The sequence below is a fragment of the Amycolatopsis sp. NPDC057786 genome (genome assembly GCF_042797905.1).
Classification (GTDB): domain Bacteria; phylum Actinomycetota; class Actinomycetes; order Mycobacteriales; family Pseudonocardiaceae; genus Amycolatopsis.
Window position 1 is genome coordinate 45,825 of sequence record NZ_JBHVKW010000002.1, and the last position, 25,491, is coordinate 71,315.

Consider the following 25,491-nt stretch of genomic DNA (forward strand, 5'->3'; position numbering starts at 1 on the left):
ACCCTCCGGGGCATGACCTACGTAGCCGGATCTCCCGAAGACTTCCTCGCCGTGCGGCATCTGACGCTGCGCGGCTCCCAGGCCGAAATCGGCCATGCGCTCGGCGCCGAAGTGAAGGCGCGCTCGGACTGGTCGCCGCCGCCGCTCGATCCGATCGTGGCCAGGGCACGGCGGACCTGGTTCGCGCGGAACTGGCCGCAGTACGCGGCCCGCACGGCCGGGTTCGCCGAGGCACACGGGTTGCCCGCCGACGCGGCGGTCTCCCTCGACGACGCGAGCGCCCTGCCCGCCGGATCGGGTTGTTCGGCGCTCTGGACGGGCAGCGAACTCGGCCGCAACTACGACTTCTTCACCATGAGCTGGACTCAGCTCGGTGCGGTGCTGGCCGGGGAGGAACCCGTCGACGACGGGACCGTGCCGATGGCGTCACGGCCCTACGTCCTGACGACGATCCCCGACGACGGCATCGCGTCGACGTCCCTCACGATGTCCACAATGGACGGTGGAACGGAAGGGGTCAACGAGGCGGGACTCGTCGTCGCGCTGCTGATGGCCGAGGTCGAGACGGCCATGCCGCTGGAGCACGGTCCGCAGGCGGGTCTCTCGGTGCTCCAGGTGTGCCGGTATCTGCTGGACACCTGCGAATCCGTCGACGAGGCCAAGGAAGCGCTGATGCTCGCCAAGCAGTACGCGCACGGCGCGCCCTGCCACTACATCGTCGCCGACGCCTCCGGTCGCGGCTTCGTGTACGAACGCGGAGCGCACGACGTCGAGTACTTCGTCGAGGTGGCCGACGGGCCGCTGTGCGTCACGAACCACCTGCTGCACCGTCATCCCGATCTCGACGCGCTGCCCGAGGACAACCCGGAGACCATGCGCACCTACGAGCGACTTCGCACCATCACGAAGGAAGCGGACGCCGGGCCGCGCGACGCGCTCGACGCGGTGTCCTTCGCGGTCGAGCCCGGCGCGCCGTGGCGGACGCTGTGGCGCAGCGTCCTCGACCCGTCTGCCCGCACCCTGAGCACCCGGTTCTACCTGGGTGACGGCGAGAACGGCACCGCGCGGCACACGCCGGAACTCACGTTCGGCGTCTCCCGGTGACCATCGGCAAGGGCCGCAAGATCGGCACCGTCGCGGTCTGCGTGCTGGCGCAGCTGCTGATCGCGATCGACCTGACCGTGCTGCACCTGGTGCTGCCGTCGCTTTCGGAACAAATGCAGCCGTCGACCACGGAACTGCTGTGGATCGCGGACGCGTACGGATTCGCGCTCGCCGGGTTGCTGATCACGATGGGGAACATCGGTGACCGCGTCGGGCGGAAGAAGCTGCTGCTGATCGGGGCGTCGCTGTTCGGTGTCGCTTCGGTGATCACGGCATACGCGCCGACCGCGGAACTCCTGATCGCCGCCCGCGCGCTGCTCGGGATCGCCGCCGCGACGCTGATGCCGTCGACGCTGTCGATCGTGCGGAACGTGTTCACCGGCAAGGAACGCGCGGCCGTGATCGGGGTTTCGAGCGGGCTGACGATCCTCGGTTTCGGCATGGGGCCGCTTGTCGGCGGTTTCCTGCTCGAACACTTCTGGTGGGGTTCGGTGTTCCTGGTCAACGTGCCGGTGGTGGTGGTCATGGTGATCGCGGGCGCGCTGATCCTGCCCGAATCGAAGAACCCGGTGTCCCATCGCATCGACGTGCCGAGCGTGCTGCTTTCGCTCGTCGGCATGGTCGGGATCGTCTACACGATCAAGGAAGTCGCGTACAAGGGCTGGGGGCACTGGGACGTCGCGGTCGCCGCCGTGCTCGGCCTCGGCTGCCTGCTGGCGTTCGTCCTGCGGCAGCCGCGGCTGGCCGAACCGCTGATGGACCTGAAGCTGTTCGCCCAGCGGGCGTTCTCGGCGACCGTCGGCACCACGATCCTGGCGATGTTCGCGCAGCTCGCGGTCTCGCTGATGTTCGCGCAGTACCTGCAGCTCGTGGCGGGCTGGTCGCCGCTGAAGGCCGGGCTCGCCGGCCTGCCGGGGATGGGCGGCGCGATCCTCGGCGGCTTGCTCACGCCGCTGGCGATCAAGGCCTTCGGCCGGGCGGTCACGATCGGGCTCGGCTGCGCCCTGTCGGCGACCGGCTTCGCGCTGTACGCGGGTGTCGGCGTGACGATCGTCTACACCGACCTGCTCGCCGCGATGATCATCTTCGGTGTCGGGCTGTCGCTGATCCTCGCCGTCGCGACGGACACGGTGCTCGGCGTCGTGCCGAAGGCCAGGGCGGGCGCGGCGTCGGCCATCTCCGGGACGGCGACCGAACTCGGTGGGGCGCTGGGGATCGCCGTCCTCGGCAGTGTGCTCGGCGCGCTGTACCGGAGCGAACTCGTCATCCCGGCGGGTGTGCCGCCGGAGACCTCCGCGGCGATTTCGGACACCCTGGGCGGCGCCGTCCAGGTCGCCGCGCAGTTGCCGCCCGAGCAGGGCTCGCTGGTACTGGCGAGTGCGAAGTCGGCGTTCGTCGACGGGTTACAGGTGACGATGGTGTGCTCGGCGGGGCTGATGGCGTTGCTGGCGGTCAGCGTGCTGTTCACGTTGCGCGGGGTGCCGAAGGTCCTCGAAGATCCCGAAGAGGAGCCTGCTCCGGTGCCTGCCCCGGTGGGCTGAAAGGCCCCTTCACCACATAGGACGCGGCGAAGGACGCTTTCCTCGCATGAGACGCGGGGAAAGCGTCCTTCAGCCCCTCGGCCCGGCCAACGGGACAGCGCGTTTGTCACCGGACCGCACCATGGCCAGCAAGGGTTTCGCGGCCACCGCGAGCAGCCGGGCCGCGAACGTGCGGCCGTTGCGGCGCGCGATGTCCGGGCCGAAGGCGTCCATCAGCGCGACGAGCCCCGGCAGCGGCCGCACGAACAACGTCACTTCGGCGATGAGCCCGTCTTCGCCGAGTTTCAGCACCGCCGCCTCTTCGATCTCCTCGCCGCCGATGCGCGCGGTGTAGACGACGACCCGCGTCGTCTCGTCGCCGGTGTCGGTGTGGAACCGGACGTCGCGCAGGTGCGAGTACGCGACCTCCAGCAGCGGCCTGAGTTCCGCGTGCCCGGTGAACCGGACGCGGCTCGTCAACGGCGAGCGCACGACGACGTCCGGTGCGAAGGCGCTCAGCGCGAGTTCGACGTCTCTGGTCTCGAGGGCGCGGCGGTACCGCTCGGCGGTGTCGATGCTCATGTGTCCTCCTGGATCAGGTTTCCCAGCCCGCGCCACAACAGATCCGCCGTGAGCGCGACGACCTGCTCCCGCGGGATGTCGCGGTTGCTCCACCACCAGGTGGCGATGGCGTTCAGTGCGCTCTTCGCCGCTTCGGCGAGCGCTTCGTTCGCGCGGTCACGCGGCAGGTCGGCGGTCAGCGCCAGGCCAGGGACGCGGGCGAACACCTCGGCCAGCTGCCCCGTGGCCCTGGCCTGCCCGCGCCGGTGGACCTCGGCGACCGCCTCGTCGGACGGCGTCTCGGCGAAGATCATCCGCCAGCCGCGTTCGTTCGTCTCCATCCAGGCGAAGATCGCCGCCACCCGGCCGCGTAGCAGCTCCTCGGCGGTGCCCGACACGGACAGGTCCGCCCAGCCCGCCAGCAAACTGTCCACTTCGGACTCCAGGAGCCCGGCGTACAGCGCGGCCTTGGACGGGAAGTGGTCGTAGAGCACGGGCGTGCTGATACCGGCGGCCGTCGCGACCTCGCGCATCCCGGCCGCGTCGTAGCCGGACGCGGCGAACACCCGCGCCGCCGCGGCGAGGATCCGCTCCCGGCGTTCTTCCCTGCTCAGCCGTTTACCTGACATCGGTTAGGTACGCTATCACCGAACCTGACAACTGTCAGGTAGCGCTCCCGGTAACCTGGTCGATCGTGCGCACAGTCGTAGTCATCGGAGGCGGGATCGTCGGTCTCGCCACCGCCTGGGAACTGACCAAACGTGGTCTGGACGTCACGGTGCTCGAGAAGGAGGACCACTGGGCGGCCCACCAGACCGGGCACAACTCGAACGTCGTGCACGCGGGGCTCTACTACAAGCCGGGTTCGTTCAAGGCGAGGATGGCGAGCGCGGGCAACCGGTCCATTGTGGACTTCGCGCGGCAGTACGGGGTGCCGGTGGAGGTGTGCGGCAAACTCGTCGTCGCGACCTCCGAAGCGGAGCTTCCGGCGCTGAAGGTGCTCGCCGAACGCGCCGAGGCGAACGGCGTCCCGGCCAAGCTGATCACCCCGAGCGAGGCCCGCGAGTACGAACCCGAGGTCTCGTGCGTCGCCGCGCTGCGCGTGGAGTCGACCGGCATCATCGACTTCCCCGCCGTCTGCACCGCGTTGGTGCGGCTGCTCGACGAATCCGACGCCGACCTGCGCCTCGGCACGCCCGCGCTGGGGATCCGCCCTGGCCGCACCGGTGGTGTCGAAGTGGCGACCGGCGACGACGTGATCCACGCGGACGCCCTCGTCAACTGCGCGGGCCTGCACGCCGACCGCGTCGCGCGGCTCGCCGGGCTGACGCCGAGCGCGCGGATCGTGCCGTTCCGCGGCGAGTACTACGAGCTGAAGCCGGAACGCCGCCATCTGGTGCGCGGCCTGATCTACCCGGTCCCGGACGCGTCACTGCCGTTCCTCGGCGTACACCTGACCCGCATGCTCGACGGCAGCGTGCACGCCGGCCCCAACGCCGTGCTCGCGCTTCGCCGCGAGGGCTACACCTGGCGCGACATCTCGGCGAAGGACCTCGCCGAAGTCGCCCGCTTCCCCGGCGTCTGGCGGCTCGCGCGCAAGTACGCGTACCCGACCGGGCTCGACGAGGTCCGCCGGTCGTTCTCGCGCCGCCGCTTCGCCGAAAGCCTCGCACGGCTCGTCCCCGCCGTCACCGAGGACGACATCGTGCGGCACGGCTCCGGCGTCCGCGCGCAGGCGCTGCGCCCGGACGGCGCGCTCGTCGACGACTTCCTGATCGAGACCGCGCGGAACCAGGTGCACGTCCTCAACGCGCCCTCGCCGGCGGCGACCAGCGCGCTGGAGATCGCGAAGCACATCTCCGACGAACTGACCGGCTAGAAAGCGGGCATGTTCCCGGTCACCAGCGGCATCACGGCTTGCGGGATTTCGCAGGCCTTGGCGTTGTCGCTGAGGTCACCGGTGCTGACCTTGACCGAGGAGGTCTCCGTGACCGGCAGCATCGCGACGCAGAGCGGGCTGTCCGGGCTCGAGTAGACGAACCACTTCTTGCCCGCCACCACCTGCTCGGCCGGGGTGCCTTCGAGGCCGGGAACGTCCTCGAGTTTCGTCGCCGTGTAGAGCCACAGGTCGAGCGCCTTCTTGCCCTTGTCGCCGTCGTTGTCGTCCCACTGGCAGCCGTTCTTCGGATCCCTCGACGAACCGTTCATCGGCCGCGCGGCCTGAAGGTTCAGCGGCGTCACCTGGTCCGGTTTGAGCAGGGAGCACGGGTCGACGGTCAGGAGCGGCCCGGAAGGCTCGATCGGCTTCTGGCCGGGAGGCGCGGTGAGCGGCGGGCTCGGCTGCCCGCCGGGCAGGTGGGACGCGACCGCGGGAGCCGCCGCCTTCGCCAGGTCGCAGGCCTTGGTGACGTCGTCGCCGGGGGCTTCGCTCGTGATCTCGACGAAGGTCTTCGGATCGAGTTCGGTCATCAGCGAGCAGTGGCTCGGGCCGAAGATGGACGCGTACCGGGTCCAGGTGAACCCGCCGATGCCGAACTTCTCCCCGGGAAGAGCGCCGCTGACGTAATCGACCAGCGAGAGGTTGTAGCTCTGCGACACCTCCAGGGCGACCCCGTCGGGCGCGTCTTCCAGCTCCGGGTAGCGGCAGGTCCCGGGAATCTTCCGCGCCTTGTCCGCCGGACGTTCCTTGCCGGGAAAGGTGACCCCGATGGCTTCCGCCTGCTCCTGCGAGAGCAACTTGCACGGCTCGGCCTTCGTCACGACCGGCCCCTGGCCCGGCACCGGCGAGGCCGTACCGCCGACGACCGACGTGCAGCCGCCGAGCGTCAGCACCGCCAGCCCGATCGCGAGCGAATTCCGAAACCGCATGCGTCCTCTTCCCGTCACCGCCGACCGCTACTTCGATGTCGGCGTGAGTACCTCGGTTCCGCCGAGGAAGGGGCGAAGCGCCTCCGGGACCCGGACCGAACCGTCTTCGAGCTGGTGGTTCTCCAGGATCGCGACGATCCACCTCGTGGTGGCGAGCGTGCCGTTCAGCGTGGCGACGATCTGCGGGCGGCCGTCGTCGTCGCGGTACCGGATGCCGAGGCGGCGGGCCTGGAACGTCGTGCAGTTCGACGTCGAGGTCAGCTCGCGGTAGGTCTCCTGCGACGGCACCCACGCCTCGCAGTCGAACTTCCGGTACGCGGAGGTGCCGAGGTCGCCGGTGGCGGTGTCGATCACCCGGTACGGGACCTCGATCTTGGCGAGCATCTGCTCTTCCCAGTCCAGCAGGCGCGCGTGCTCGGCTTCGGCGTCCTCGGGACGCGTGTAGACGAACATCTCGACCTTGTCGAACTGGTGGACGCGGATGATGCCGCGGGTGTCCTTGCCGTACGAACCGGCTTCGCGGCGGTAGCAGGACGACCAGCCCGCGTACCGCTTCGGGCCGTCGTTCAGGTCGAGGATCTCGTCGGCGTGGTAGCCGGCGAGCGGGACCTCGGAGGTGCCGACGAGGTACAGGTCGTCGTCGCGCAGGCGGTAGACCTCCGACGAGTGCGCGCCGAGGAAGCCGGTGCCCGCCATGATCTCCGGCCGCACCAGGGTCGGGGTGATCATCGGGGTGAACCCGTTCGCGGTCGCCTGCGCGACCGCCATGTTCAGCAGACCGAGCTGCAGCTGGGCGCCGATGCCGGTGAGGAAGTAGAACCGCGAACCCGAGACCTTCGCGCCGCGCTCCATGTCGAGCGCGCCGAGGCCCTCGCAGAGTTCGAGGTGGTCCTTCGGCTTGAAGTCGAACTTCTTCGGCTCGCCGACGTGCTTGAGCACGACGTAGTCGTCCTCGCCGCCTTCGGGCGCCTCGGGGTGGACGAGGTTCGGCACCAGGCGGTGCAGCTGCTCGAACTCCTCCGACGCCTCGGTCTGCTCGACCTCGGCCGTCTTGACCTGGGCGGCGAGGTCCTTCGCCTTGGCGAGCAGCTCGGCCCGCTCGTCACCCTGTGCCTTGGGGATGAGCTTGCCCAGCGACTTCTGCTCGGCGCGCAGCTTGTCGGCGGCGGCGATGGACGAGCGGCGACGGGAGTCGAGGGAGAGCAGCTTGTCGACCACTCCTTCGTCCTCGCCACGGGCGCGCTGCGAAGCGCGCACGACGTCCGGGTCATCGCGCAGAGTCCTGGGGTCAATCACGAGTGCTGAGAGTAGTCCGTGCGAGCCGCACAAAATGTGCGGGTCCACGCGGATAACCCGACAGTCTGATCGTTGCCGCCCGTTTCGGGCCGTCCCCATACTGAGATCTCCCTGCTGCGGACGGAGAAACCCGATGACCGATGCGGACCTGCTGGCGCGGCACAAGGCGGTACTGCCGTCGTGGCTGGCGCTCTACTACGACGAGCCGATCGAGATCGTGCACGCGCAGGACCGCCGGGTCATCGACTCGACCGGGCGCACCTACCTCGACTTCTTCGCGGGGATCCTGACGAACTCGATGGGCTACGACGTCTCGGCGATCAGCGACGCGGTGCGCAAGCAGCTCGACACCGGCATCCTGCACACGTCGACGCTGTACCTGATCCGGTCGCAGGTCGAACTGGCCGAACGCATCGCGAAGCTCTCCGGCATCCCCGACGCGAAGGTGTTCTTCACCAACTCCGGGACCGAGGCCAACGACACCGCGCTCATGCTCGCCACCCAGTACCGGCGCAGCAACCAGGTGCTGGCGATGCGGAACTCGTACCACGGCCGGTCGTTCGCGACGGTCGGCATCACCGGCAACCGCTGCTGGTCTGCGTCGTCACTCAGCCCGGTGAAGGTGAGCTACGTGCACGGCGGCTACAGGTACCGCAGCCCCTTCCGGGCGCTTTCGGACACGGAGTACATCGACGCCTGCGTCGCGGACCTGGTCGACGTCCTGGAGACGGGCACGTCGGGCGACGTCGCGTGCATGATCGCCGAGCCGATCCAGGGCGTCGGTGGCTTCAGCTCCCCGCCGGACGGCCTGTTCAAGGCGATGAAGGAGGTCCTCGACCAGTACGGGATCCTGTTCATCTCCGACGAGGTCCAGACCGGCTGGGGACGGACCGGGGAACACTATTGGGGGATCCAGGCGCACGACGTCGTCCCCGACGCGATGACCTTCGCGAAGGGCCTCGGCAACGGGCTCGCGATCGGCGGTCTCGTGGCGCGCGGCGACCTCGTCGACTGTCTCACCGCGAACTCGATCTCGACCTTCGGCGGCAACCCGGTCGCGATGGCGGGCGCGGCCGCCGTACTCGACCACATCGCCGACCACGACCTGCAGGCGAACGCGCTCGCCCGCGGCAACGAACTGCTCGACGGCCTGCGCGCGGCGGGGAACCCGCTGATCGGGGACGTGCGCGGCAAGGGCCTGATGATCGGCGTCGAGCTGGTCGAGCCGGGCGGTATGACGCCGAACCCTGGGGCCGCGGCACGGATGATGGAGGAGACCAAGGCGCGCGGGCTGCTGATCGGCAAGGGCGGGCTGCACGGCAACGTGCTGCGGATCGCGCCGCCGATGACGCTCACCGCCGAAGAGGCCGCCGAAGGTCTCGGGATCATCACCGACGCCCTGGCCGCCATCTCCTGACGAATGCCAGGAAAGGACCGTTCCTTGCAAAATTTGCAAGGAACGGTCCTTTCCTGGCATTCAGGAGCGAACGAAGCGCGCGATGACCTCGCCCAGCCGTCCGCCCGCGTCCTCCTGCAGGAAGTGGCCCGCGCCGGTGATCGTCGGGTGCTCGAGTTCGCGGGCGCCGCGCATCGAGCCCCGCAGTTCGAGGCCCCACGGCGCGGTGATCGGGTCGCCGTCGGAGAACGAGACCAGGAACGGCTTGTTCAGTTCCGAGAGCACCTTCAGCGCGGCCCGGTTGGCGCCCGCGGCCGGATCGTCCGGGGTGATGGGCACCAGCGACGGCATCGCGCGCGGCGCGGCCTTGTACATCTCGTTCGGGAAGGGCGCGTCGTAGGCGGCGCGGACCTCGTCGGACAACTTCGTCTGGCAGCCCGACTGCACGAAGCGCCCGACGTCGAGCACCTGGGCGTTCTCGACGGTGTCGCGGAACCTGTGCCAGAGCTCGGGCATGTCGGTGTCGCCGGTGGGGAGGCCGGTGTTGGCCGCGACGACCTTGGCGAAGCGATCGGGGTTTTCGGCGACCAGCCGCAGGCCGATCAGGCCGCCCCAATCCTGGCCGACCAGGGTGACGTCGGTCAGGTCGAGGACGTCGAAGGCGAACGCGCGCATCCACTCGACGTGCCGCTGGTAGGTGTGGTCGACCATGTCGCCGGGTTTGTCGGATCGGCCGAAGCCGACCAGGTCGGGCGCGATGGCGCGCAGCCCGGCGTCGGCGAGCACCGGGATGACCTTGCGATAGAGGTAGGACCAGGTCGGCTCGCCGTGCAGCAGGAGGACGGGCGGCCCGTCCTCGGGTCCGGCCTCCACGTATCCCACTCTGATCACGCCGCCGTGAAGGTCGACGAGTTCCGCGTAGCGCGGTTCGAAGTCGAAATCGGGCAGGTCCGAGAACCGGTCGTCCGGTGTCCTTAAAAGGCGCACGACTCCCACGTTAGTGGGAATCGTGCGCCTATGCCGGTTTCAGCAGGTTAAGAAGTCACGAGATACCGACGGCCACGACCAGACCGAGGGCCAGGTGCGCGGCCGCGACCACGACGCTGACCGGGGCGAACTTCTCGCTCTCGATCGTCGAACGGACGTCGATCCGGGTCGCCCACTCCAGCAGCCGGACGGCGAGCACCTGCACGATGATGCCGAGCAGGCCGTAGACCAGCGAGGTGATGAGGCCTTCGGTCAGGTCGCTGGCGGAGTTCGCGATCGCCACGACGACGATGAACGCCATCGACAGCAGACCCGACGCGGTGACGATGACCGCGTTCGGCAGGCCACGGCTGACCAGCTGGGACAGCTTGCCGGGCGTGGTCCAGTCGATCGCCCAGAACCCGGCGAACATCAGCAGCAGGCCGACGACGCCGTACAACAGGATCGCGCCGATCCCTCGCACGAGGTCGGAGCCGAACGTGTCGGACAGCGCAAGGGTGGTGGTCACAGGGTTCTCCAGAAGTCAGGAATGTCAGGTTTGTGCGGTTGCTTCTATCACGACTCGACGATGCGGTGCGGGACGAACGCCGCTCCGTCGTCGGTGACGAGACCCGCGGTCTCGCGGATCCCGAGGCCGGCGGCCTGGTCCCCGACGATCCACGCGCCGAGCGCGGGCCGGTAGCCCTGGAACTCCGGGAGCGGATCGAACGCCTGGTAGACGAACCCTTCCGCACCGTAGACACCGTCGGTCTGCGTCTCGTACCCGGTGGCGACGATCTGCACGTTCGCGCCCTCGCGGCCGAGTTTCGGCTTGCGGACGTACTCGGTCAGCAGACCGGGGTCGTCGGCGAAGGCGGGCAGCAGGTTCGGATGCCCCGGGTAGTTCTCCCACAGGATCGCCAGCAGCGTCTTGTTGGAGAGGATCATCTTCCACAGCGGCTCGACCCACAGCGTGCGCGGCATGGTCTCGACGGCGAAGCGGCCGAACTCCTCGTCGACCACCCATTCCCACGGGTAGAGCTTCACCACGGTCGCCATCTGCGCCTCTTCGAGGTCGACGAACCGTTTGAGTACCGGGTCCCAGCCGATCTCCTCGATCGACAGGCCGACGGTGTCGAGCCCGGCCTCGGCCGCGGTCTCCTGCAGGTACGCCGTCGTCACGTGGTCCTCACCGGACGGATCGGCCGACGACCAGGTGAAATGCAGTTCGTTCGACGGCAGCTTGTCGGCGAGTTCGCCCCAGCGCTCCACCAGCTTCTCGTGGATCGAGTTCCACTGGTCGTTCTCGGGGAAGACCGCGGTCTTCCAGTGCCACTGCAGCACCGCGGCCTCGAGCAGCGAGGTCGGGGTGTCGGCGTTGTACTCGAGCAGTTTCGCCGGGCTCTTGCCGTCGTAGCGCAGGTCGAACCGGCCGTAGACGTGCGGATCCTGCCGCTTCCACGACTCGGCGATATGCGGCCACACCCACTCGGGGATGCCGAAGCGGTGGTACTGCTCCGTGGTGATCACGTTGTCGACGGCTTCGAGGCACATCGAGTGCAGCAGCTCCACGTCCGCCTCGACGGACAGGATCTCGTCCATGTCGAAGACGTAGTGGACCGACTCGTCCCAGTACGGCCGGGACTTGCCGGAGCCGTCGCGGGCGGGCGTGCCGAAGACCAGCCCCTGCTCTTCGACGATGTTCTGCCAGTCCCGCCGGGGCGGCTTGGAATCGCGGTACACCTACGAGCCCCCGCTCTTGCCGCTGCCACCGCTCTTGCCGCTGATGCCGAACCCACCGCGCTGGACCGTCTTGCCCGACTTCGTGCTGACGTTCGCGTTCGACGGCGCGGTGTACGAGCCGCCCGACACGCGCTGGCCGATCGCGCCGGACCCGCCGTAGTTGTAGCGGTAGCTGTTGTACCCGCCGCCACCGCCGATCGGGATGAAGAAGAAACCGCCGCTGACGTGCCCACCGTGCGACCTGACGTAGTTCTCGTCGCAGTTGTCGTCCTGGTCGACGATCCCGTCCTTGGTGGTGCAGACGGCCGTGACGTTCTCCGGCTTCGCGACGGTGTAGAACGTCGCGACCAAGCCGACCAGCCCGACCGTCACGCCGGTGCCGATCAGGATCTTCTTCTTGGTCGAAGACTTCTTCTCCGCGGCGCGGGCGGCCTCGGCCGCGAGCGCCTCCTGGCGCTGCTGCTCGGCGAGCGCCTGCTGTCGTGCCCGCTGCTCGGCGAGCGACGGCTGCCGCGCCTGCGTGCTGCCGTCCTGAAAGCGCATGGTGCCGCGCCTTGGCGGCTCTTGAGGCGGCTGTGCCCCCTGGTTGTCATCCTGCGTCATCGAAGCTCCGTAATCGCCCGCCGGCCCGAACCCGTGTCTCAACACTAACCACCCGGTACGCGCACCTTACGTGCGGCGCGGGCATCATGGAGTGGATGTCTCAACAGGCCGAGCGGTTCCGTGATCCGCGAAACGCGCTGAGCACCCTGCGCACCCGGCTCGTCATGGCCGGTGTGTTCGCGGGCGCGATCATCGCGCTTTCGCTGAGTGTGGCGTTTTCGTGGAACGTGGGCCCGGAGGGCGGTGCGGGCGGCGGCGCCCCCAAACTGTCGCCCGCCGCGGCCGAGGCGTTCCAATCTCCTCCTGGCACCTGTCTGACCTGGAACAATCCGGACGCCACCGACGCGCGGCGCGTGCCGTGCGCCGAGGCGCACCTGTTCGAGGTCACCAGCATCGTCGACATCGGCGCGCAGTACCCGCCGGGGGCGCCGAGCCCGAACCTGGAGCAGTGGCAGGAGATCTCCAGGTCGCAGTGCACGATCGACGTCAAGCCGTACCTCGGCCGCACGCTGGACCCGTACGGCAAGCTGAGCATGAACCTGCTCCGGCCGACGCCCGCGCAGTGGGCGGACGGTGACCGGCAGTTGCGGTGCGGTCTGCAGTGGGCGGGCCAGGGCGGCAAGCTCCAGGCGACCAAGGGGCCGGCGAAGGAGCAGGATCAGTCCGCCGTCTGGGAGCCGGGCACCTGCCTCGCGCTGCTCAACAACAGCTTCGGTGACCCCATCGACTGCGCGCAGCCGCATTCGTACGAGATCTTCGCGACGCTCGACCTCAAGACGAAGTTCAAGGACGGCTACCCGTCGCAGGAGCAGCAGAACACCTGGCTGGACACCGAGTGCTCGACGGCCTCGCAGGAGTACACCGGCAACGCGGACCTGGCGGCCAAGAAGCTCATCATCAGCTGGGACGTCCGCGAGCAGGAGAGCTGGGACGCCGGGTCGACGCTGGTGAACTGCAAGGTGGCGGCGGTCCTGCCGGACAACAAGGGGCTGGCGCCGGTCACCGGGAGTGTCAAGGTCGGCACCGGCGGGACCCCGCCGCCGTCGTCGTCTTCGGCCCCGAAGACCGGAGGGTGATCGCGTGCCCGTCGAGATGACCCAGCAGCGGTTCGAGGAGCTGGTGTCGGAAGCGCTGGACGAGCTCCCGCCCGAATTCGCGGACGCCATGGACAACGTCGTGGTACTCGTGGAGGAGTTCAACGAGGAGTCGCCCACGATCCTCGGGCTTTACCACGGGGTGGCGCTGACCGAGCGGACCCACGAGTACGGCGGGGTGCTGCCGGACCGGATCTCGATCTACCGGCGCCCGCTGCTGGAGATGTGCGACACCGAGGAGGACGTCGTCGAGGAGGTGCTGATCACGGTCGTCCACGAGGTCGGCCATCATTTCGGCATCGACGACGCGCGCCTGCACGAACTCGGGTGGGGCTGAGCCGCCGGACAGACGAGAGCAAAGGTCCCTTGCTCTCCTCGCGGCGGATTCCGCGCCGAAGGCGACATGGTCGGTGATTTTTGTGCGTGGAGCACCAAGGGTTCTTCGGATTCTTAACTGGGTGTAACAACCCAGCCACTTTGGGCGACAGCCCCCGCTAAACTTTTCGCGAATGCCTGGGGAGGCGGTCCATGGCCGAGTCTGCCGCACGAGGGAGGATCGACCGGCGATTGCGCTGGTTGCTCGCGTCCAGCGCGGCGTCGAATCTCGGCGACGGGATCGGCAAGGTCGCGTTCCCGCTGCTCGCGGTCACCCTGACCCGTGATCCGCTGCTCATCGCCGGTCTTTCGGCGACCCAGTTCCTGCCGTGGCTGCTGTTCGCGCTCCCGGCCGGCGCGCTGCTCGACCGCATCGACCGGCGGCGGGCGATGATCCTCGCGAACAGCGTCCGCGCGGTCGTCGTCGGCGGCACGGCCGCACTGGTCGCGGCGGGCGGGGTGACGATCTGGCTGGTCTACGCCGCCGCCCTGCTCATCGGCTTCGCGGAGGTGGTCGCCGACAGCGCCGCGAACGTGCTCATCCCGGCGGTCGTCGGCAAGGGCTCGCTCGACAGCGCGAACAGCAAGCTCCAGGCGTGCGAGATCGTGGGACAAACCTTCCTGGGCGGCCCGGTCGGCAGTGCCACCTTCGCGCTCTTCGCGACGTTCCCCTTCCTGCTCAACTCGGTGGGCTTCGCGATCGCGGCCGCCGTGTTGCTCGGCCTCGCCGGGAGCTATCGGCCGAGAGCCACCGGCAACGCGCCAGTCGGCCTCCGCACCGAACTGGCGGAGGGTTTCCGCTGGCTGAAGCGCAGCAGGCTGGTGCTGCGGCTGGTCGTCATCGCCGGGCTGATCAGCCTGGTCAGCGAACTCGCGCAGGCGCAGCTGGTGCTCTACGCGATCGAGTACCTGCGTCTCAGCGAAGCGGCCTTCGGGCTCTTCGCGTTCGTCGGCGGCATCGGCGGCCTGCTCGGCGCGGCCATCGCCCCGCGGCTGGTGAAGGCGACCAGCCGTCGCGCGGTGCTCCTCGGGGGCACGGCCTGCTGCGGCGCGGCGTTCACCGGCATGGGTCTGACGAGCTCGCCGGTGGCGGGTGCGGCGCTGTTCGGCCTGTTCGCGGCCGCCGTGGTCGCGGTGAACATCGTGCTCGGAACGGCGCGGCACACGCTCGTTCCCGGCGCCCTGCTCGGCCGGGTCCTCGGCGTGTGGCGCACCGTCGTCTGGGGGGCGATCCCGGTCGGCGCCCTGCTCGGCGGCGTCCTCACCCACGCCCTCGGCTCCCCGGCCCGGACCTTCCTCACGTCCGGCCTGCTGCTGTTCGGAGTAGCCGGTTTCGCGTTCGTCTCGTTACGGCAAGGAGCCTTCGATGACGAATCGGCCACGGAGGAGCGGGTTCTCCACCGAGACCGGTGAAAACAAAGGTCTTTGGTGCTGAAATAGCCCATCACCGCCACAGGTGACGGGAGGTCCGCGATGCAGCAGACACTGGTGCCGGAGGCCGGCGTGGGGACGACAGAACCTTCGAGACGGCCGCAGGTACTCACCGCCGTCGCCGGTTTCGTGATCGGCGGTGGCGTGATCGGCATGCTGTGGGCGCTCTCGGGCGTCAACGCGGGGGCGCTCGAAGACGCGCAGCACGCTTGTTCGGCGCTGGCCAGGGTCGGCACGATCCCGGACACCACCGACTCCGCGCCCGGCGAACGGACCGTGGCGGTCCTCGCCCCCGAAATCCTGCACCGGATGACGGCCGCACGCGAACTCTCCGCCGCGGCGGCCGCCGCCAACGACACCTACCGGCCGCTGGCCGAACATATCGACGGGGTCAGCCGGATGGTGTTCAGCCTGCACTTCAACCAGATCTCGGGGCAGCGGCACCTGGCGCAGGCCGAGCAACTCTGCGCCCAGCTCTAGCCCTTGTGGACGGTCTTGACCGTCAGCTGGTTGCCGGGGATCTTCCCCGCACAGCCGAGGCCCTGCACCGGCACGAAGTTCGACGCCGTCTCCTGCGGCAGGTACACCCGAAGCCCTCGGGTCTCGGTGGGCTTGCAGACCGCCTCGTCGTAGTTGCGGACGTTCACGAAACCGACGTCGGCGATCGCGCTCTCCCCGTTGGCGAGCTGGACCGGGCCACCCTTGGAACCGTCTCGGTACGCGGCCTCACCGACCTGGTGGCCGTCGGCCCCGGTCACGTAGGAGATGCCAGGGAAACCCTGGACGGTGCACGGGTGCCCGCTCGCGTTGGTGATGACGAGCTTGCGGTACACGGTGCCCGCGGCGGCGTCACTGTCCCTGATGGACAGTTTGACGTCGCCTGCCTTGCACAGCCCGTCGTTCTTCGGTGCCTGTGCTGGCGGCTGGACGGGCTGCGGGGCAGGCGCCGGGCTCGACGAGCTCGCGCTGGGCGCGGCGGAGGTGTCCGGTGCCGAACTGGACGGTGACGCGGACGTGTTCTGCGCGACGGGCGCGGTCTCCGCGCCGCAGGCGCTGAGCAGCAGAAGCCCGGCGGTACCCGCGACGAGACCGCCGATGGAGATCAGTTTCGAACGAACCATGGTCATTCGCCTCCCTGAGTCGGACGCTGCCGGTGACCCACTGTTCAGTAGACGTGTTGTCCGCCGTGCGGGTTGCGCTCCATCGGTTAATTCCCCACAAGGTGTTAATCGATCTTGTGGGGTGTATTCCCCGACGGGCGCGGAGGCAAACGTCCCTGGTCAGCGTTCGACAGGCGCGTCGGCCCAGGTGAGACAGGTCCAGCCGGCCGGGGTCGCGACGAGTTCGACGACACCGGTGTTCGGGACGAGCCCCTGGTTGGCGACCTCGGCGGTCACGTTCCCGGCGAGCCATTCGCCACCCAGCCGGATCGCGCCGCCGTGGCTCACCAGCACCACCGTGCCGTCGGGGTCGGCCTGCTCGTGCTTGGCGCGCAGGCGGGCGACCGCGTCGAGCATCCGGGTGCGGACCTGCACACCGGTCTCGCCACCGGGGATCGGCGGGTCGAGCTCGCCGAGCGTCCACCGGCGCACGACGCTCATGTAGGTCGTGATCGAGTCCTTGTCCGTCTTGCCTTCGAGATCGCCTGCCGCGACCTCGTGCACGCCGTCGAGGACCTGGACGTCCAAGCCGAGCTTCGCCGCCAGCGGCGCGGCGGTCTGCTGGGCGCGGATCGCCTGCGAGGCGTAGACCGCGACGATCGGCTCGCCGTCCAGCCGCGTCGCGAGATCCTGGGCCTGCTCGCGGCCCAGCTCGGTGAGCGGCGGTCCCGGCAGCGCGGTGTCGAGCGCGCCTCGCACGTTGCCTTCGGTCTGGCCGTGGCGGACGAGGAGAAGTTTCACGCCTGTGCTCCCTTCCGTACCGACTCGACCCAGCCGATCGCGTCGGTGAAATCCTCGTTGGCGGCGCCCGGCTCGATCTCGGTCGTGCCGTTGTCCGCGCGCGGGTGGGAGCCAAGGAACCGCACGTTCCGGCACCGGCGGCGCAACGCGGCCAGCGCGTCGCCGATCCTGGGTTCGGCCACATGCCCCTCGAAGTCGATGAAGAAGCGGTACTCGCCGAAGTTGTTCCTGGTCGGCCGGGCGTCCAGCTTGGTCAGGTTGATCCCGCGGACCGCCAGCTCGGTGAGCAGCTCGGCAAGGGCGCCGGTCCGGTTCGTCGCGGCGGCGACGATCGACGTACGGTCCGCCCCGGTCGGCTCCGGCAGCTCACCGGGCGCGCGGACGAGGATGAACCGGGTCTTGGCGTCGCGGACGTCGGCGACCTCGGTGGCCCGCACCTCCAGCGGGTAGTGCTCGACGGCGACCGGCGCGGTGACGGCGGCGTCGAACTCGCCCGCGTCGACCGCGACCGCGGCCGCCGCCGTGGACGACGTCGCGACCGGGCGCGCCCCCGGCAGATTCGCCTCGACCCAGTGGCGGACCTGGGCGAGCGCGTGCGGATGGCTGGCCACGGTGCGGATGTCGGTGGTGCCCGGCCGGGTCAGCACGCTGAAGTGGACCGGCAGCAGCACCTCCGCCACCGCGACGACCGGCTCGGCCTCGCTCAGGCTGTCGAGGGTGGCGGTGACCGCGCCCTCCACGGAGTTCTCGATCGGGACACACGCGGCGTCGGCCGCGCCCGAGCGCACCGCTGCCAGCGCCGCCGGGATCGTCTCCGCCGGGATCAACTCCTCCCCGGGGGCGAGCCGGCGCGCGGCCTGTTCGGTGAAGGTTCCCTGGGGGCCGAAGTACGCGATCCGTGACACCCCGCCAGATTACGCACGGCGCGGGTGGCGACTTTCACTCGGACAGCCGGTACGCGCACCGGTTACGCCGGGTGGCTTTTTTTGCCATGCTTAGGGCGTGACCGCCGAACCGGGCACGCGCACCGGCCACGAGGACGTCGGCTCCTCCTTCGCTCCCCCACCGGACAGCACCACTCCGGAGCTGGTGCTGTGCGCCGTCGATGACCTGCTCGCACAAGCCTGGACGACCGTCGCGGACACTGTGGACGGCCGGGTGTTCGTGCACCGCGGATCCGTGCTCGACGTCGTCGCGCAGGCCGTCGTCAGCCCCGCGAACTCCTACGGCTGGATGCGCGGCGGCATCGACGCCGTGTACGCCCGTGCCTATCCCGAGGTCGAGCAGAACGTGCGCAGCGCCGTGCTGGCCTACCACGGCGGGGAACTTCCGATCGGTGAAGCGGTGATCGTGCCCACCGGTGAGGCCGAGCCCGCCTGGCTGATCAGCGCGCCGACGATGCGGGAACCCGGTGAACGCCTCCCACGTGACACCGTGCATCCGTACCTGGCCGCGCGGGCGGCGTTCCGGCAGTGGCGCGACGGCAGGCTCGACCAGGGCCGGGTTCGTGATCTCGTGCACACGATCGCGATGCCAGGACTCGGTACCGGCTTCGGCGGGGTCGCGCCCGCGGCCTGCGCACGGCAGGTCGCCGCCGCGTGGAACGAGGTCTTCACGCCGGGCCGTACCCGTAACGGACGGTAACTCCCCGAAGCGGGGTACATCACATCGCAGCGCGTTCACGAGCCGTAAGCCCTACCGTTAAAGCGGCTTCATCCGGTTCGAGGCACGTTCACCCGCCGAGAACTCGTCAACACGGTTTTGTACGGCGCCAGCGCAGGCGACGGGCGAGGAGTGTGCGATGCCGCGGGTCCGTGAGCTCAGTCCCTACGTCGAGCTGCACCGTGAGCAGTGGCGCGAGTTGCGCAGGTCGACTCCTCTGCCGCTGACCGCCGCGGAACTGTTGCGGCTGCGCGGTCTCGGCGAACAGGTCGACCTGGCCGAGGTCGCCGAGGTCTACCTGCCGCTCTCCCGGCTGATCAATCTCCAGGTCGCCGCCCGGCAACGGTTGTACGAGGCCACCACCACCTTTCTCGGTGAAGACAGCCGCGGCACCAAGGTGCCGTACATCATCGGGATCGCCGGCAGCGTCGCCGTCGGCAAATCGACCACCGCGCGCATCCTGCGCACCCTGCTCGCCCGCTGGCCGGATCACCCCAGGGTCGACCTGGTCACCACCGACGGGTTCCTCCACCCGCGTGCGGAACTGGTGCGGCGCGGGATCATGCACCGCAAGGGTTTCCCGGAAAGCTACGACCGGCGGGCACTGCTGCGGTTCGTCACCGACGTGAAGTCCGGGGCGGAGCGGGTCAGCGCTCCGGTGTACTCGCACCTCGCCTACGACATCCTTCCCGGCGAGGAACAGGTCGTTCAGCGGCCCGACATCCTGATCCTCGAAGGGCTGAACGTCCTCCAGCCCGGCCCTCGGCTCACCGTCTCCGATCTGTTCGACTTCTCGATCTACGTGGACGCGCCGACGACCGACATCGAACGTTGGTACATCGAGCGCTTCCTCAAGCTGCGGCACACCGCCTTCGCGGACCCCGCTTCGCACTTCCACCACTTCGCCGGCCTCCCGGACGACGAGGCCCGCGCCGAGGCACGCCATCTGTGGCGCACGATCAACGAGCCGAACCTGATGGAGAACATCAAACCGACGCGGCCCCGGGCGACCCTCGTCCTCCGCAAGGACGCCGACCACACGATCAACCGGGTCCGGCTGCGCAAGCTCTGAGGCCGGAGCCGCAACACGCGTGCTCGGGCGCGCAACTCGCGTGTTTGAAGGCGCAACTCGCGTGATCGGACTCCGCACACCAGAGTCCGCCACACCAGAGTCACGTCGACGAGACCATGACGCGGCGTAACCGGGCACCCAAGGATTCTCTACTCACGGCGAGCGTTCACGGCGGGTTCCAAGATCACTTCGCCGAAAGCCGATCACGAGGGCGGCTCGCGGCTGTTCCCTCACAAAGACCAGCCTTCGCACCACGGGAGAGCCGGTGGTGCCGTCCGGTCGCGCACCGCTGTCGGCCGGTGGCTTCCCTCGGCCGATCGGCCGATCCACGCTCAGTACGTGTAACCGGTTGGCCGATACCGGCTACAGGCCCCCGAGGCGACCCTTGTGTCAGGGGTTCACGAGGTCTCGAAAAAGACCTTGAGCAGGGAGGAGGCTCACGATGTTCTCGATCATCCTGACCTGGGTCGGCTCGATTCTCGGACTCGCACTCCTGGTGGCCATGGCCGCCGGCGCCTTCGTCGTCGACTTCGACGACGCTCGCGGTGACCGTCGCCGGAAGAAGCCGCAAGTCACGGAGAGCAAGGGCACTCCCGCGGCACCGCTGGGCTGAACCGCGGTGGCCGGACCGCGATAGGCCGAACCGCGGCGGTGGGCCGAAACCCGGCCGATCAAGGCGTCCGGACGTCTTGATCCCGCTCGGCTCAGTCGAACGGATTGTGCACTTGCGCGCCGAGCCCGGCCATGTCGGCGAGGTTCCTGGTGACCAGGGTCAGCTCGTGGACCCTGGCGGTCGCGGCGATCAGCCCGTCGATGGACGGCACTTTCCGCGGCACGTACTGCCTGCCCCATTCGGCCGCGATTTCGGCGGTCACCGGAAGGATCCGTTCCGAGAACTGCGCGGTGAGCCCGGCCAGCCAATCGGCCAGCGCCTCCGCACGCTCCCTGTCCCGCTCCCCTCGATGCCTGAGTTTCGTTATCCCCCTCTCGATTTCCCCCACCGTCAGCGCGCTCAGATAGAGCCTGCTCGACGACACCCCGCCCCACCACCGGGCGAAACCCGGGTTCTGCGTGCGGCGCCGAGCCTCGGACACGATGTTCGTGTCCAGCAGAAAGCTCACCCGCTCACCTCCGCGGCATCCCTCGGCAGGTCTTCCGCGCGTTCGGCGGCGATCTCCTCCAGTACGTCGGCCAGCGCCTCCCCGTACTCGGGATGGTGCCGCTCTCCGGAAAGCACGAGCTTGAAATCGACGGCTTCGCCGCTTCCGGTCAACCTGCGGTAATCCACGATGTCCAGCACCACGGCCACCTCCTCCCCATGTTTCGTGACGAACTGCGGCCCATCGGACGCGGCCCGGCGCAGCAGCTCGCTCAGCCGCTGCTTGGCGTCCTGCACTTGCCAGGTTGCTGCTTCCATCTAGACAGACTAGACAGAAGGAGGCGGGTTGGCAAGGGTCGGCGGGGGCGTGACCGGGGAAAACGGGGTCAGGCGAGCTCGCCGAGCGCCTTCCGGTAGTCGTCGATGTCGTAGTCCATCTCGTGCTCGCCCGCTTCGGTGAGCTGGGCGGACAGCGCGTCGATGAGGCGGTCGAAGATCTCGCCGCGCTCCCGGCCGGTCTCGCTCAGCCGCCGCACGGCCTGCCAGACCTCGGCGGGCTCGTCGGCCCAGAGCTGGTCGACGATCGTGGTCTTGAGCGCGAGCCGCATCCGCGGTTCACCGTCGAAGGTCTCCTCGGCCAGCGCCTCGTGGTACTCAGGGTGCTCGCCGATCACCAGCAGACGGCGCTGTTCGGGGTCGGCGGGTTCGAGCTCCAGCTCCTCGTCACCGATCTCCGCGTAGACCGTCGGGACGGCGAACATCCGGCGCGCCAGGGCCTCCGCGAGTTCCGCCGGGTCTTCGATCCCCTCGGAGCCGTCGAAGTAGACGTCGAGCGCGGAATCCTCGTCCTGCGCGAATTCCTCCAGGAACTCGGTCGCGCTCTCCAGCAGCGCGACACGCGCGGCCTCGGGAAGTCCCGCACGGTCCGCGGCCCAGGTGACCCAGCCGAGCAGGGCGGGCTCCAACGCGTCTTCGTAGGCCTCGTCGACCTCGAACTCGCCGTCCAGCAGCGATTCGAGGAACCGGGCGAGCTTCTCGGGGCCGACCCGCAGCGGGCTGCCCGGCTCGGTTTCACAGCCGTGGTCCACGAGCAGGCGGGCATAGAACCGCGTCGCCTCCGTGTCCTCCACGAGACCGGACCCGATGAAGTCGGCGACGACCTCTTCGCGGACCTGCTCAGGCCATTCGGTGAACTCGGGCGACGGCTCGGGAGCGGGCAGTGCCCGGATCCAGCCCAGCGCCAGCGCGTGGAACCGCGCGTAGTCCTCGCTGACGTCGGGCTCCTCGACGACGTCCGTCGCGGCAAGCCCGTCCGCGAGCAGCTGGTGGGCACGCTCGGGCAGCACCCGCTCCAGCGTGACCAGCTCCGGGTCGCCGGCGGCCTGCTGCCGCATCTCGGCCAGCACGTCCTGCGGCTTGTCGACCACCACGACGTCGCGGATCCGGCCGCCCTCGGTGAAGTCGACCAGAGCGAGCAGGCCGTGCTCGACACCGCCGCGGGAGAAAACGCACAGGAGGGAGGACTCGTCACCGAAGACGTCACCGGTCCGCCAGCACTCGCCGACGGTCACCGCGGCCAGCTCCGCCGCCCATTCCGGCTCCGGGATCCCGCGGCCCAGCACGGTGTTCAGCGCCGAAGCGGCCGCCTCGCGCTCCTCCTCGGTCTCGGCGAAGACCTTCAGCCCGGCGAGCAGCGCGGCCGCGGCGGGAGTGATCTTCCGCTCGGCGAACGCGATGAGCTCCAGGCCCAGCGGCGTTTCGTCCTCTTCGAGCTCGATCTCCCACCACTGGCCGAGCACCTCGGAGGTCAGCAGTTCGACGTCGAGCACCTCGGGTTCGGCACCCAGGGTCGAGAAGTCCCGGAGGACGTCCTTGAAGAGGCCCGTCACACTCGGAGTGGAGGGCTGGGCTGCCTTCTTGCGGGCACGGCTGACCGGACTCATGGCGACATGTTTTCACGCGGACCCGGCCGGGCTCGTCGCGGTGGCCCTGGGCGCGGAACACGGGTCCGGTCGCGGGGAGGACGCGGGTGGACACCGGTTCACCGGCCACCGCGACTTCACCCTCTTCGCCGGTTTCCTCGGTTCGCTTCGAATAACGACATGCGGTGGGCGCGGTTACGCCCTGGCCGGTTTGGGAATCGCGATTCGCGCCGCTTTGACCTCGGCGATCAGCCGCGTCTTGCGTTTGTGTATTTCCACCAATGTGCCGAGGTACGAGCTGAATTCTTCAGCCGTACCGGCCTTTTTGTGCGCCGTGCGCAGTTTGCGCAGTTGCCGGGCCGCTTCGCGGTAGGCGTTCGGATCCTTCCGCGTGATCAATTCTTCGACATGGTCCCGGTACACGGGAATGGTTTCGGCCGGATGGGCGACGGAACGGGAATCCGCGAGTTCGACCCGCACCGGCAAAGAGGCCTCGAAGCGCACCGCCGCCCGCCATGCCTCGTCGGCGCGGTCCTCGCCGAGCAACGCGCGGACGAGTTCGTCAGCGGCCTCCGTGCTCCCGGCCGCGAGTTCACGCAATCGGGTGAGCGCGGTCTTCCGCTGCGCGACCCAGCGCCCCGTTTCCAGCGACTCCTCACGCAGCGCGAGGTACGTCGCGGCCGTGGGTTTCTCGTCGAAGTCCTTGCGCGACAAAGGATCTTTCTCCGTCGGTGGCGCTTCTTCCTTCTTGTCGTGCGTGAGCGCCCGCGCCGCATGCGCGATGGCCTCGCTGTGCCGCCCCGCCGCGCGCAGCACACGCACGATCTTGAGACTGACGTCCACCCGCGGCGGCTTGGCGGCGAGGATCGCGACGAGCGCGTCGACGTCGCCGGACACCTCCGCCAGCTCCTCGCGCAGCCGCTCGGCGGTCTCGCGTTTCGCCCCGGAGGGATACTCGGCGAGCACGCTGTCCACAGTGGACCTTATTCGCGCGATTCCCTTGTCCCCCAAGGCGGAGGCGAAGTCGGCCAACTCGATGACGGGCCAGCCGGGGCCGTCGAACTCCACTTCGAGGATCCAGGCGGCCAGACTCTCCGGATCCGGCGGGTGCGCCACACAGGCCCGCGCGTACAGCTCGACGGCCCGGTCCAGCCGGTCCGCGACCTCGCCGGAGGCGTCGTCGATCTGCTCCAGCATCTCGCTTATGTCGTCGACGGTCCGGCGGGCGAGCGGGGCGAGATCGGCCCGGCTGCCGGCGTCGAGAAGCCGCTGAAGGGTGTCGAGGACAGAGCCGACCTTCGCGGCGTACTCGACGTTGCCCGCCAGCACGGCGGTGTCGAGGAGGCGGTGCGCCTCGGCGACGTCACTCCCCTGGGTGGCGAAACGGTTCTCCAGAGCCAGCCGTAACGCAGGGTCACGCTCGGCTTGGGCATGCAGCAGGTCCGCCAGCGTTTCCGCGTCCAAGGTACGCAGGTAGGGGCGCAGATCCGTCGGGGAACTCACCCGGACAAGTCTGCCCGACCGCTTCGCCGACTCGTGTGGGCCAACAGCGTGCTCTTTTCGGCGTAATCGCTCACCAGGTGTGACCAGGTCGGCGTCGGGATCGGCAGCCGCCTGGCGAGCTGCATGACGATCGCCATCACCACCCCCGCGAGCAGCGAAATCGCCGCGGCGGCGGCGAGCGCGCCGCTCAGCACCCGGCGTCCGCCGTCGATCGCGAGCTGCGCCGAGTACTCGATCTGGCGCGCGGCGAGGTCACCGAGGGTCCGGCCGACGACGCCGGCCGCGGCCCGCCAGGCGTCCTGGCCGACGGGCGGCGGCGTGGCCGCGCTCAACGCGGATTCGACCGCGCCGAACCGGCCCCAGTCCTCGCCGCCGACGAGTTCCCGGTAGGTCTGCCGGCTACTTTCCGTGAGTTTTCCGGCGATCGCGTCGAGCCTGGACCGGTAGGCGCCCACGGCGGCGGCGTAGTCGCGCCGCCCCGCGTCGTCGATCCCGGCGACCGCGAGGGAATCGCTGCGGTCCATGCCTTCGACGGCGGTGAGCAGTTCGACGGCGATCGTCTGCTGGTAGCCGACCTCGGCGTCAGGGGCGGCACGGGCGATCTCGCGCAGGGAGGAGAGCGAGGTGTCGATGCGATCGGCGTACGCGGTGTAGGTGGCGGAGCGGCTGCCCGGCGCCTTCAACGCGACCGCCCGCTCCCGCTGCAGCGACGCGATCACCCGGCTCGCCCCGGCGAGGGTGACCGCTCCGTTCTCGGCGTCGTCGCGGTCCTCGATGGCCTGCTGGACGAGGAATCCGCCGATGAACAACGCGACGAGCACCAAGGCCGCGCTCGGCACGAACGCGATGGAGAGCACGCGAGACCGAAGGCTTCGCTGATACGTCAAGACTTTCCTTCCGGATCGGTCTCCCGACGCCCGGCGACGTTATGCAATTTGCACATTGCAAGTCAACGCTCGTCCGCCATACGGCCGTTAGCGCACCGTGACGATCTGGTAGGCACGGCACGTGACACTCGACGACCTCCACCAGCGCCTCCGCGACTTCGCCGCGGCACGGGACTGGGAACCGTTCCACACACCGAAGAACCTGGTCATGGCGCTGTCCGGCGAAGTCGGCGAGCTGACTTCGCTGTTCCAGTGGCTCACCCCGGAGGAGTCCGCGGAGTGGCGCTCCGACCCCGAACTGGCACACAACGTCGTCGACGAGATCGCCGACGTCACGCTGTACCTCCTCCAGCTCGCGAACAGCCTCGGCGTGGACCTCGTCGAGGCGGCGAACGCCAAGATCGACCGGAACGAAATCCGCTTCCCGGCGCCCGGTTAGCCGCCTTTCGGGTCTTGTGGGGCGTTCGTTCGGCGGAAACACTGTGCCG

28 protein-coding genes are annotated in these 25,491 nt (G+C 69.2%); 12 read left to right on the forward strand and 16 right to left on the reverse strand.

The annotated features are described in order from the left end of the window. The first annotated feature begins 12 nt into the window (after positions 1-12). Positions 13-1,104, forward strand: a complete 1,092-nt coding sequence (locus tag ACFVM3_RS01885; RefSeq protein ID WP_378434670.1) for a C45 family autoproteolytic acyltransferase/hydolase — start codon at positions 13-15, stop codon at positions 1,102-1,104. After that, entirely contained in the window at positions 1,101-2,645 is a 1,545-nt protein-coding gene (locus tag ACFVM3_RS01890) for an MFS transporter (RefSeq protein WP_378434672.1), read from the forward strand. The genes ACFVM3_RS01885 and ACFVM3_RS01890 overlap by 4 nt, the downstream gene beginning before the upstream one ends. A gap of 69 nt (positions 2,646-2,714) precedes the next feature. Here the strand turns inward: ACFVM3_RS01890 and ACFVM3_RS01895 are convergent, their stop codons facing one another. Beyond that, positions 2,715-3,206, reverse strand: coding sequence for a nuclear transport factor 2 family protein (locus ACFVM3_RS01895; protein WP_378434674.1), 492 nt, complete (start codon positions 3,204-3,206; stop codon positions 2,715-2,717). Then, entirely contained in the window at positions 3,203-3,814 is a 612-nt protein-coding gene (locus tag ACFVM3_RS01900; RefSeq protein WP_378434675.1) for a TetR/AcrR family transcriptional regulator, read from the reverse strand. The genes ACFVM3_RS01895 and ACFVM3_RS01900 overlap by 4 nt, the downstream gene beginning before the upstream one ends. A 65-nt stretch (positions 3,815-3,879) precedes the next feature. Between ACFVM3_RS01900 and lhgO the strand changes: the two genes are divergently transcribed. Further along, the gene (gene lhgO / locus ACFVM3_RS01905; RefSeq protein WP_378434677.1) at positions 3,880-5,064 is read left to right on the forward strand and encodes an L-2-hydroxyglutarate oxidase; all 1,185 of its coding nucleotides are present in this window, start codon (positions 3,880-3,882) and stop codon (positions 5,062-5,064) included. On the opposite strand, the gene ACFVM3_RS01910 is transcribed toward lhgO, so the two are convergent. Together ACFVM3_RS01910 and serS are read right to left on the reverse strand one after the other, a co-directional pair. Then, positions 5,061-6,053 carry a DUF3558 family protein gene (locus ACFVM3_RS01910; RefSeq protein WP_378434679.1) on the reverse strand — a complete coding sequence of 331 codons (993 nt, stop codon included), beginning with the start codon at positions 6,051-6,053 and terminating at the stop codon, positions 5,061-5,063. The two genes, lhgO and ACFVM3_RS01910, sit on opposite strands and share 4 nt — an antisense overlap. 27 nt (positions 6,054-6,080) lie before the next feature. After that, positions 6,081-7,349, reverse strand: a complete 1,269-nt coding sequence (gene serS / locus ACFVM3_RS01915) for a serine--tRNA ligase (RefSeq protein WP_378434681.1) — start codon at positions 7,347-7,349, stop codon at positions 6,081-6,083. Between the two features lie 133 nt (positions 7,350-7,482). Between serS and ACFVM3_RS01920 the strand changes: the two genes are divergently transcribed. Continuing rightward, a complete protein-coding gene (locus tag ACFVM3_RS01920) occupies positions 7,483-8,766 on the forward strand; it encodes an aspartate aminotransferase family protein (protein ID WP_378434682.1) in 1,284 nt (427 codons plus the stop codon). 60 nt (positions 8,767-8,826) lie between these two features. Here ACFVM3_RS01920 and ACFVM3_RS01925 read toward each other — a convergent pair whose 3' ends face one another. Genes ACFVM3_RS01925 through ACFVM3_RS01940 form a run of 4 tightly spaced genes read right to left on the reverse strand, consistent with a single transcriptional unit; the run spans position 8,827 to position 11,997 of the window. After that, positions 8,827-9,732, reverse strand: a complete 906-nt coding sequence (locus ACFVM3_RS01925) for a haloalkane dehalogenase (protein WP_378434684.1) — start codon at positions 9,730-9,732, stop codon at positions 8,827-8,829. A gap of 55 nt (positions 9,733-9,787) precedes the next feature. Continuing rightward, positions 9,788-10,240 carry a DUF350 domain-containing protein gene (locus tag ACFVM3_RS01930; protein ID WP_378434685.1) on the reverse strand — a complete coding sequence of 151 codons (453 nt, stop codon included), beginning with the start codon at positions 10,238-10,240 and terminating at the stop codon, positions 9,788-9,790. A 47-nt stretch (positions 10,241-10,287) separates the two neighbouring features. Beyond that, a complete protein-coding gene (locus tag ACFVM3_RS01935) occupies positions 10,288-11,454 on the reverse strand; it encodes a glutathionylspermidine synthase family protein (protein ID WP_340685924.1) in 1,167 nt (388 codons plus the stop codon). Next, a complete protein-coding gene (locus ACFVM3_RS01940; protein ID WP_378434687.1) occupies positions 11,455-11,997 on the reverse strand; it encodes a hypothetical protein in 543 nt (180 codons plus the stop codon). It lies immediately after the preceding gene. Between the two features lie 155 nt (positions 11,998-12,152). On the opposite strand from ACFVM3_RS01940, the gene ACFVM3_RS01945 reads away from it, so the two are divergent. The 4 genes from ACFVM3_RS01945 (at position 12,153) to ACFVM3_RS01960 (ending at position 15,437) form a co-directional block, all read left to right on the forward strand. Continuing rightward, the gene (locus ACFVM3_RS01945) at positions 12,153-13,133 is read left to right on the forward strand and encodes a septum formation family protein (RefSeq protein WP_378434689.1); all 981 of its coding nucleotides are present in this window, start codon (positions 12,153-12,155) and stop codon (positions 13,131-13,133) included. Between the two features lie 4 nt (positions 13,134-13,137). Further along, complete coding sequence (locus ACFVM3_RS01950) at positions 13,138-13,488, forward strand: metallopeptidase family protein (RefSeq protein WP_093936420.1); 351 nt, start codon at positions 13,138-13,140, stop codon at positions 13,486-13,488. 191 nt (positions 13,489-13,679) lie between these two features. Continuing rightward, the gene (locus ACFVM3_RS01955) at positions 13,680-14,939 is read left to right on the forward strand and encodes an MFS transporter (RefSeq protein ID WP_378434691.1); all 1,260 of its coding nucleotides are present in this window, start codon (positions 13,680-13,682) and stop codon (positions 14,937-14,939) included. A gap of 60 nt (positions 14,940-14,999) precedes the next feature. Further along, positions 15,000-15,437 carry a hypothetical protein gene (locus ACFVM3_RS01960; RefSeq protein WP_378434693.1) on the forward strand — a complete coding sequence of 146 codons (438 nt, stop codon included), beginning with the start codon at positions 15,000-15,002 and terminating at the stop codon, positions 15,435-15,437. Here the strand turns inward: ACFVM3_RS01960 and ACFVM3_RS01965 are convergent. From ACFVM3_RS01965 to pheA, 3 genes are all read right to left on the reverse strand, one after another. Next, complete coding sequence (locus ACFVM3_RS01965) at positions 15,434-16,084, reverse strand: DUF4232 domain-containing protein (RefSeq protein WP_378434695.1); 651 nt, start codon at positions 16,082-16,084, stop codon at positions 15,434-15,436. The genes ACFVM3_RS01960 and ACFVM3_RS01965 overlap by 4 nt on opposite strands. 153 nt (positions 16,085-16,237) lie before the next feature. Then, positions 16,238-16,858: a histidine phosphatase family protein gene (locus ACFVM3_RS01970; protein ID WP_378434697.1), complete on the reverse strand. Its 621-nt coding sequence runs from the start codon at positions 16,856-16,858 to the stop codon at positions 16,238-16,240. Further along, positions 16,855-17,763, reverse strand: a complete 909-nt coding sequence (pheA, locus tag ACFVM3_RS01975; protein ID WP_378434699.1) for a prephenate dehydratase — start codon at positions 17,761-17,763, stop codon at positions 16,855-16,857. Before pheA ends, ACFVM3_RS01970 begins: the two co-directional genes overlap by 4 nt. Before the next feature lie 97 nt (positions 17,764-17,860). Between pheA and ACFVM3_RS01980 the strand changes: the two genes are divergently transcribed. From ACFVM3_RS01980 to ACFVM3_RS01990, 3 genes are all read left to right on the forward strand, one after another. Beyond that, positions 17,861-18,502, forward strand: a complete 642-nt coding sequence (locus ACFVM3_RS01980; protein WP_378434701.1) for a macro domain-containing protein — start codon at positions 17,861-17,863, stop codon at positions 18,500-18,502. Between the two features lie 157 nt (positions 18,503-18,659). Continuing rightward, positions 18,660-19,592 carry a type I pantothenate kinase gene (gene coaA, locus ACFVM3_RS01985; RefSeq protein ID WP_378434703.1) on the forward strand — a complete coding sequence of 311 codons (933 nt, stop codon included), beginning with the start codon at positions 18,660-18,662 and terminating at the stop codon, positions 19,590-19,592. Positions 19,593-20,034: 442 nt separating this feature from the next. Next, the gene (locus ACFVM3_RS01990; protein WP_167551706.1) at positions 20,035-20,205 is read left to right on the forward strand and encodes a hypothetical protein; all 171 of its coding nucleotides are present in this window, start codon (positions 20,035-20,037) and stop codon (positions 20,203-20,205) included. 91 nt (positions 20,206-20,296) lie between these two features. Here ACFVM3_RS01990 and ACFVM3_RS01995 read toward each other — a convergent pair whose 3' ends face one another. The 5 genes from ACFVM3_RS01995 to ACFVM3_RS02015 form a co-directional block, all read right to left on the reverse strand. Further along, positions 20,297-20,713, reverse strand: a complete 417-nt coding sequence (locus ACFVM3_RS01995; RefSeq protein ID WP_378434705.1) for a type II toxin-antitoxin system VapC family toxin — start codon at positions 20,711-20,713, stop codon at positions 20,297-20,299. After that, complete coding sequence (locus ACFVM3_RS02000) at positions 20,710-21,009, reverse strand: type II toxin-antitoxin system Phd/YefM family antitoxin (RefSeq protein ID WP_378434707.1); 300 nt, start codon at positions 21,007-21,009, stop codon at positions 20,710-20,712. Before ACFVM3_RS02000 ends, ACFVM3_RS01995 begins: the two co-directional genes overlap by 4 nt. Positions 21,010-21,077: 68 nt before the next feature. Next, positions 21,078-22,634, reverse strand: a complete 1,557-nt coding sequence (locus ACFVM3_RS02005; protein WP_378434709.1) for a DUF1841 family protein — start codon at positions 22,632-22,634, stop codon at positions 21,078-21,080. Positions 22,635-22,808: 174 nt separating this feature from the next. After that, positions 22,809-24,116: a hypothetical protein gene (locus tag ACFVM3_RS02010; protein ID WP_378434711.1), complete on the reverse strand. Its 1,308-nt coding sequence runs from the start codon at positions 24,114-24,116 to the stop codon at positions 22,809-22,811. After that, positions 24,113-24,973, reverse strand: coding sequence for a nitrate- and nitrite sensing domain-containing protein (locus tag ACFVM3_RS02015; protein ID WP_378434713.1), 861 nt, complete (start codon positions 24,971-24,973; stop codon positions 24,113-24,115). Before ACFVM3_RS02015 ends, ACFVM3_RS02010 begins: the two co-directional genes overlap by 4 nt. A 151-nt stretch (positions 24,974-25,124) precedes the next feature. Between ACFVM3_RS02015 and ACFVM3_RS02020 the strand changes: the two genes are divergently transcribed. After that, positions 25,125-25,442, forward strand: a complete 318-nt coding sequence (locus tag ACFVM3_RS02020) for a nucleotide pyrophosphohydrolase (protein WP_378434715.1) — start codon at positions 25,125-25,127, stop codon at positions 25,440-25,442. The last annotated feature ends 49 nt before the right edge of the window (positions 25,443-25,491 follow it).

Coding starts and splice junctions, on each gene's coding strand:
- ACFVM3_RS01910 (WP_378434679.1), bottom strand. CDS start 6,053: ATGCGGTTTCGGAATTCGCTCGCGATCGGGCTGGCGGTGCTGACGCTC.
- ACFVM3_RS01945 (WP_378434689.1), top strand. CDS start 12,153: ATGTCTCAACAGGCCGAGCGGTTCCGTGATCCGCGAAACGCGCTGAGC.
- coaA (WP_378434703.1), top strand. CDS start 18,660: ATGCCGCGGGTCCGTGAGCTCAGTCCCTACGTCGAGCTGCACCGTGAG.
- ACFVM3_RS01920 (WP_378434682.1), top strand. CDS start 7,483: ATGACCGATGCGGACCTGCTGGCGCGGCACAAGGCGGTACTGCCGTCG.
- ACFVM3_RS02000 (WP_378434707.1), bottom strand. CDS start 21,009: ATGGAAGCAGCAACCTGGCAAGTGCAGGACGCCAAGCAGCGGCTGAGC.
- ACFVM3_RS01960 (WP_378434693.1), top strand. CDS start 15,000: ATGCAGCAGACACTGGTGCCGGAGGCCGGCGTGGGGACGACAGAACCT.
- ACFVM3_RS01990 (WP_167551706.1), top strand. CDS start 20,035: ATGTTCTCGATCATCCTGACCTGGGTCGGCTCGATTCTCGGACTCGCA.
- ACFVM3_RS01940 (WP_378434687.1), bottom strand. CDS start 11,997: ATGCGCTTTCAGGACGGCAGCACGCAGGCGCGGCAGCCGTCGCTCGCC.
- ACFVM3_RS01885 (WP_378434670.1), top strand. CDS start 13: ATGACCTACGTAGCCGGATCTCCCGAAGACTTCCTCGCCGTGCGGCAT.
- ACFVM3_RS01900 (WP_378434675.1), bottom strand. CDS start 3,814: ATGTCAGGTAAACGGCTGAGCAGGGAAGAACGCCGGGAGCGGATCCTC.
- ACFVM3_RS01965 (WP_378434695.1), bottom strand. CDS start 16,084: ATGACCATGGTTCGTTCGAAACTGATCTCCATCGGCGGTCTCGTCGCG.
- ACFVM3_RS01955 (WP_378434691.1), top strand. CDS start 13,680: ATGGCCGAGTCTGCCGCACGAGGGAGGATCGACCGGCGATTGCGCTGG.
- ACFVM3_RS02005 (WP_378434709.1), bottom strand. CDS start 22,634: ATGAGTCCGGTCAGCCGTGCCCGCAAGAAGGCAGCCCAGCCCTCCACT.
- ACFVM3_RS01895 (WP_378434674.1), bottom strand. CDS start 3,206: ATGAGCATCGACACCGCCGAGCGGTACCGCCGCGCCCTCGAGACCAGA.